Origin of the sequence: Halanaerobium saccharolyticum (genome assembly GCF_003259895.1) — a bacterium.
Taxonomy (GTDB): domain Bacteria; phylum Bacillota; class Halanaerobiia; order Halanaerobiales; family Halanaerobiaceae; genus Halanaerobium; species Halanaerobium saccharolyticum_A.
On sequence record NZ_QLME01000006.1, the window covers coordinates 134085 to 140999 of the forward strand.

The 6915-nt window shown below is 41.9% G+C and carries 6 protein-coding genes; all 6 read right to left on the minus strand.

Annotated elements, in window-relative coordinates; genetic code table 11:
- Positions 1-71: 71 nt before the first annotated feature.
- Positions 72-1124: a 3-deoxy-7-phosphoheptulonate synthase gene (gene aroF, locus C7958_RS06225; protein ID WP_111571806.1), complete on the minus strand. Its 1053-nt coding sequence runs from the start codon at positions 1122-1124 to the stop codon at positions 72-74.
- Positions 1125-1153: 29 nt separating this feature from the next.
- Positions 1154-2251 carry a histidinol-phosphate transaminase gene (gene hisC, locus C7958_RS06230; protein WP_111571807.1) on the minus strand — a complete coding sequence of 366 codons (1098 nt, stop codon included), beginning with the start codon at positions 2249-2251 and terminating at the stop codon, positions 1154-1156.
- Positions 2248-3540 (minus strand): 3-phosphoshikimate 1-carboxyvinyltransferase, encoded by a 1293-nt coding sequence (gene aroA / locus C7958_RS06235; RefSeq protein ID WP_111571816.1) that lies wholly within the window; start codon positions 3538-3540, stop codon positions 2248-2250. The genes hisC and aroA overlap by 4 nt, the downstream gene beginning before the upstream one ends.
- A 10-nt stretch (positions 3541-3550) precedes the next feature.
- Positions 3551-4432 (minus strand): prephenate dehydrogenase, encoded by an 882-nt coding sequence (locus tag C7958_RS06240; protein WP_111571808.1) that lies wholly within the window; start codon positions 4430-4432, stop codon positions 3551-3553.
- Complete coding sequence (gene aroF / locus C7958_RS06245) at positions 4425-5474, minus strand: 3-deoxy-7-phosphoheptulonate synthase (protein WP_111571809.1); 1050 nt, start codon at positions 5472-5474, stop codon at positions 4425-4427. The genes C7958_RS06240 and aroF (C7958_RS06245) overlap by 8 nt, the downstream gene beginning before the upstream one ends.
- A 435-nt stretch (positions 5475-5909) precedes the next feature.
- Positions 5910-6776 carry a prephenate dehydratase gene (pheA, locus tag C7958_RS06250; protein ID WP_111571810.1) on the minus strand — a complete coding sequence of 289 codons (867 nt, stop codon included), beginning with the start codon at positions 6774-6776 and terminating at the stop codon, positions 5910-5912.
- Positions 6777-6915 lie beyond the last annotated feature (139 nt).

Below are 6915 nucleotides of genomic sequence, written 5' to 3' on the forward strand. Positions count from 1 at the left end.
TAATCCTTCAATCTGACTCCTGCTCTAATCTGAGCTGTTATTTCCAGATTACCGCCTGAGCTTTTTTGAATTTATTTATAGGCGATTTTCTTTTCTCTGGATTTAAATGAGCTCAAAGAGGTCATAATTGCATTTACTTCATCCATCAGCAGTCTAAAGTTATCAGGTTTTAAAGACTGAGGACCATCAGAAAGAGCATTTTCCGGATGCGGATGGACTTCAACCATAATTCCATCTGCTCCCACTGCCGCAGCTGCTCTGGCAACCGGAATTACAAGCTCCCAGCGGCCTGTACCATGACTTGGATCAGCAATTACAGGCAGGTGACTTAACTGCTGGGCTAAAGGAATCGAACTTAAATCCATTGTATTTCTGGTTTCCTCACCAAAGGTCCGGACACCTCTTTCACATAAAATTACATTATGATTACCCTCATTCATCACATATTCTGCAGATAAAAGCCATTCCTTAATAGTAGCTGACATTCCTCTTTTCAGCATCACCGGCTTATCCAGTTTACCGATCGCTTTTAGCAGGGCATAATTCTGCATATTACGGGCTCCAATCTGAATAATATCTGTATACTCACAGACAACATCTATATGTTCAATATCCATTAGTTCAGTAATAATCTTGAGCCCAGTTTCTTCTCTGGCCTTAGCTAAAAGTTTGAGTCCTTCTTCACCCAGCCCCTGGAAAGAATAGGGGGAAGTTCTCGGCTTAAAGGCACCACCGCGCAGAATTTTGGCACCGGCGTCTTTGACAACTCTTGCTGTCTCCAGCATCTGTTCTTCATTTTCTACAGAACAGGGACCGGCCATCACTGTCAGCTCATCTCCACCGACTTTAACTCCATCACCTAAATCAACCACAGTTTTATCCTGTTTGAAATTCCAGCTGGTTAATTTATAGGGATCAGAAATCACAACTACCTTTTCTACTGCACTCATCACCTGCAGTTTTTCCTTTAAGTTAACCTTTTTATCCGGTGCAACTCCTACTACTCCAACAATTGTAGTCTCGGCTCCTGTATCCGGATGAGCGGAAAAGCCTTCCGCTTCTATTAGCTCAATTACTTTCTGTTCATCTGCTTTAGTTGATCCACGCTTCAATACTGCTATCATACTACTCATTCCTCTCTGCTTTTAATTTTTTATAATATTTTCTTCAGGTTCCTGATAAAAAATTCATTATCGGCTCTGGTTCCCACAGTTACTCTAATCCAGCTGTCCATTCCAAATTGATTGCCTGGTCTGATAATTACTCCCCGCTGCTGCATTTTCTCAAAAACTTCTGCAGCCGGCATCTGGAGGTCAACCATCATAAAATTGGCCTCAGTTTCTATATAATCAAGACCCAGTTCCTCAAACTGCTGATAGAGAAAATTCTTTTCCTTTTGATTTAAGTTTTGACAGATTTCCAGATGGGACTCTGATTCCAGGGCAGTAACTGCTGCTTTCTGGGCCAGACAGTTAATATTAAAAGGACCCCTAATTCTATTTAAATAATCTACCAGTTCTGGATCAGCAAGGGCATAACCAACTCTCATTCCTGCCATTCCATAAGCCTTTGAGAAAGTACGCATCAGCATCAAATTCGGGTATTCAGCCAGCAGTTTAACTCCGTCAAAAGGTTCTTCGGCTGTGATATACTCCTGGTAGGCCTGATCAACTATCACTAAAATCTCATCGGAGACTCTTTCCAGAAAGCTTTCAATCTCTTCTTTTTTAAGCATGGTTCCGGTCGGATTATTGGGATTGCAGATAAAAATAGCCTTTGTTTTGTCTGTAATTGCTGCCTCCATTGCCTCCAGATCATGCCTGTGATTTTCGTCAAGAGGAACCTTAACACTCTGACCACCTCTGGACTTTACTGCCAGCTCATATTTTATAAAAGCTGGATCTCCCTGAATAACTTCATCTCCCGGATTTAAAATTAAGGTCATTAAAAGATCAAGTATTTCGTCAGAGCCATTACCGAGAAATACCCTTCCTTCTTTAAGCTCATATTTTTCGGCCAGAGCTTTTTTGAGTTCTCTGGTTTCGGAATCCGGATATAAGTTAACATTTTTCGCTTCGGACTGAATGGTATCAATGACCTGAATCGCAGGTCCCAGCGAATTTTCATTGGAAGCCAGTTTAACCACTTTTTCCAGTCCATATTCTTCCTTAACTTCTTCGATACTTTTACCTGCCTGATAACGCTTCATCTCTTTGATTCCAGCTGAAATTCCTTCAATTATCTTTTTCATCTAATCACCTCTGCTAATAATTCTTTAAAATTAGGAAAAGAAGTGGCAATAATCTCACTGCCCTTAATGGTAATTCCGTTTTCAGTATTTAAGGCAAGAACTGCCAGTGACATTGCAATCCGGTGGTCGTGATAACTCTCAACCTCAATCCCACCTTTAACTGTCTGGGGACCACTTATTTCCATACCGTCTTCATTTTCAATAATTTCTATTCCCAGCTTTTTAAATTCCTTGACAACAGCCATAATTCTATCAGTTTCCTTAACTCTAAGCTCTTCTGCATCTTTGATTACTGTTTTACCATCGGCAAAAACAGCCAGCACTGAAATAATAGGGATCTCATCAATCAACCTCGGGATAATTCCGCCGCTGACCTCTGTTCCCTGCAATTTCGAGGGCTTAACCAGAATGTCTGCAGTTGGTTCTCCACCCTGATCTCGTTTATTTCGAAGTTCAATTTTCCCGTTCATGGCCTCTACTACTTCCAGAAATCCACTCCGGGTCTGATTAATTCCTACATTCTTAATCAAAAGCTCTCCCTGCTCAGCCAACAGCCCGGCCGCAATAAAAAAGGAGGCTGAAGAAATATCTCCAGGAACCTTAATCTGGAAGGGATCTAATTTTCTCTCCGCTGCTGCTTTTAGAATAATTCGGTCTTCCAGAATTTCCAGGTCCAGACCGGCACCCTGCAGCATTCGTTCTGTGTGATCCCGGGAGACCGCCGGCTCAATAATTACTGTTTCGGATCTGGTCTTTAAAGCTGCCAGCAGAATTGAAGATTTTAGCTGGGCACTGGCAACAGGCAGCTTATATTCCATAGCCTCCAGCTGCTGACCTTTAATACTTAAAGGGGCGAGCCCGTCCCGGCGGGACCAGATCTGAGCTCCCATTCTAGAAAGTGGTCCAATTATGCGCTGCATTGGTCTTTTGCGCAGTGAATGATCACCTGTTAAAACTGAATAAAAATCCTGAGCGGCTAAAAGTCCGGTTAAAAGCCGCATTGAAGTACCAGAGTTGCCGCAGTCCAGAACATCATCAGCTTCTTCCAGCCCATCAAGTCCTTTACCCTGAACAATGTATTTACCCGGGTCCTCTTTTTCTATTTTTATTCCCAAATCACGCATTATTCCCATTGTGCTCAAACAATCTTCTGCCTCCAGAAGACCTTCTATTCTACTTTCTCCCTCTGCAATCGAAGATAAAATCAATGAGCGGTGAGATATCGACTTATCTCCCGGAACTGTTATTTCACCCTCAATTTTCTTTGCTGGCTCAACTTGATATACCATTATTTCCTCCTCATTTCTCTCTACTTTGATTTTTGATTTCTGCCGCCCGGGCCAGAAAATCATAAATTTTATTTTGATCATTATTTTCTATATCCTGCTGCAGTTCTTTTAATTCTGATATGTATTTTTCAATTAATTCTGCCAGGTTTTTTCTGTTTGATAAAATAATATCCTGCCAGAGTTCAGCAGAGCTACCTGCGATCCTGGTCATATCCTGATAACCACTTCCTGAAAGTTCAAAAAACTCACCGTTAAACTCCTGCTTCTGACTCAAATTAACCAGAACTGAAGACAATAAATGGGGCAGATGACTTAAATAAGCTGTACAGCGGTCATGTTCTGCTGCCGAAATAAGATGAACATTGGCTCCAATTTTTCCAATTAAAACTTTAAGCTGCTGCAGCAATTCGTTTTTTTGCTCTTGCTGCTCCCCGTCCAGCCAGGGAGTTAAAATAAATGGGGCATCCCGAAAAAGATCCGGATCATGCCAGTCAATTCCCGATTTGTGAGAACCAGCCATCGGATGACCGCCGATAAAAATTTTGGAGCTGCCTTCTAAAATCTCGGCTGCCTGCAGCATAATTTCCTTTTTGGTGCTGCCTGCATCGACCAGCAGCTGCTGACTGTCACTGCCCTCTTTGATCTCTCTAATCACAGTCGAAATTGCCGCCACCGGCACTGCAATAAAAATCAAATCCTGATCTTTTAAATTATCCTTAATCTCGGTAAATCCCTGATCGATGATTCCCAGTTTCTCTGCTTTTTGGATAGTCTCTGTACTTCTGTCAACCGCTGTTATTTTAAGATCTGGCTCAGCTTTTTTTAAAGCAGCTGCCAGGGAGGCCCCGATCAGGCCAACCCCGACAACAGCTATTTTTTCAAAATTAGGCATAAGCTATTTTTCTTTCTTTAGATTCAAAACTCTGCAGAGAATTGGAAATAGCTTTAATCTCATCCATCATCAGATTGAAGTTTTTAGGCTTCAGTGACTGGGGTCCATCAGAGAGCGCATTCTGGGGATCAGGATGAACCTCAACCATAATTCCATCAGCTCCCACAGCGACAGCCGCTCTGGCAACCGGAGTCACTAACTCCCAGCGGCCTGTACCGTGGCTTGGATCTGCAATTACAGGCAGGTGACTCAACTGTTGAACCAGGGGAATTGAACTTAAGTCCATTGTATTTCTGGTTTCTTCACCAAAAGTCCTGACTCCTCTTTCACATAAGATTACATTGTGGTTTCCGTTATTCATTATATATTCTGCAGAAAGCAGCCATTCCTTAATTGTTGCTGCCATCCCGCGTTTGAGCATTACCGGTTTATCCAGTTTTCCAATCGCTTTTAAGAGCGAATAGTTTTTCATATTCCGGGCTCCAATCTGAATAATATCTGTATACTTACAGACCACATCTATGTGCTCAATGTCCATTAGTTCAGTTATAATTTTGAGTCCGGTTTCTTCTCTGGCCTCAGCCATTAGCTTCAGCCCTTCTTCTCCCAGGCCCTGAAAAGAATAGGGGGAAGTTCTCGGCTTAAAGGCCCCACCACGCAGAATTTTTGCTCCTCCAGCCTTAACAATTTTAGCTGTTTCTACAATCTGCTCTCTGCTTTCTACCGAACAGGGGCCGGCCATAACTGTCAGTTCATCTCCACCCACTTTGACTCCATCACCTAAATCAACAACGGTTTTTTGCTGCTTGAAATTCCAGCTGGTCAGTTTATAGGGATCTGAGATCAGAACAACCTTTTCTACAGCTCCCATCGTCTCCAGTTTTTCCTTCAAATTTGACTTCCGCGCCGGATCACCCAGAACACCTACTACTGTCTTCTCTACTCCCTGGATTGGATGTACCTCAAAATTTTCTCCTCGAATAACCTCAATTACCTGGTCCTTATCTTCCTGACTTGCACTTCTTTTTAATACTGCTATCATTTCTACTCACTCCTCTTTTAATGTGTTACTACCGTTTACAAAACCAATTTTTGGTAATTACTTCAATTAAATATGTCTCAATTTCAAATTCTTAAATAACTGTTTAAAAACCTCTAAAAATGCAAAAAATCGCCCCTTAGTCAGGGCGATTGATATCGCGGTACCACCTGTTTTAATCTCATTAAATACAGATTATCTCTACTGGAAGCTAACACTTCCGCACCGGGTAACGACGGCTGACGGCCTTTAAGCTTACTGGTTTTACTTTCAGCTGGCAACTCAAGAGGTGTATTTCAGCCAACGGCTTACTGGGTCCTCTTTCAAAGTTTTTAAGTGAGTTTATTTAGTTAATGAGTATTATAGCAGGCAATTTTACTTCTGTCAAATAAAATTTCCGCTTTTTCGCCCGAATATTAAATTTTCAAGATCCAGATATTAATCGATCACTGTCTTCGGATAGGAACCTAAAAGTCTAAAATATGATGTTATTTTTTTTACTTCTGCCAGAGCTGAACTTAGATCCTGATCACTGCTGCAGCCTTTCAGGTCAATATAGAAGATATATTCTCCCAGGCGCTGACGGCTGGGGCGAGATTCAATTCTGGTTAGATCAATATTTTCTTCTGCAAATTTCCCCAGCATTCTGTAGAGAACTCCAGCTTCATTGACCTCAGGTGCACAGATTATGGAAGTTTTAAAATCACTATCTGCTGCCTCTCCCAGATGGTTATTGCTGCCAAAGTTCTTATCCTTTTTAGCTGCCAGAACAAAACGGGTCGCGTTTGGCAGATCTCCCTGCAGATTTTCAGCCAGAATTTCAAGCTCATAAATCTCAGCTAATCTAATTGAACCGACAGCTGCCCTGTCTGCTGACTCAAGTGCTTTTTTGGCAGCAGCGGCAGTGCTGTCTGTATAAATAATTTTTGCCGCCTTAAATTCTTCTGCCAGATAATCACCCGACTGGGCAATTGCCTGAGGATGGCTGTAAATCTCCTTAACTTCTTCTTTGCTGACTCCTGGCTGAACCAGCAAATACTGCTCGATTGGAAGTACTATCTCCCGGTAAAGCTTAAGTTCTGGGTGCTGATATAAAAGATCAAGACTTAAATTTACCGAGCCCTCCAGTGAATTCTCCAGCGGCAGCAGTCCCAGATCAACCTTATCAGTTACTATCGCCTCAACAATATCCCTGATTGACCCACAGGCAGTTGTACTGCCGCCATAGCTGGCACAGTAGTTAGAGATTGCCTGCTCACTAAATGTTCCTGGTGGTCCTAAATAACCATATTCTAAATTACTCATCTACTCACTCCCTTTTTTACATAAATTTACAAGTACCCGGTACCAAGAACAAAATGGCCTGACGGCCACCCTACTATAGAAGTTAATTAATATTTCTTTAGTAGGGATTTATCTTTCAAATGTGTATTTAAACTTCATT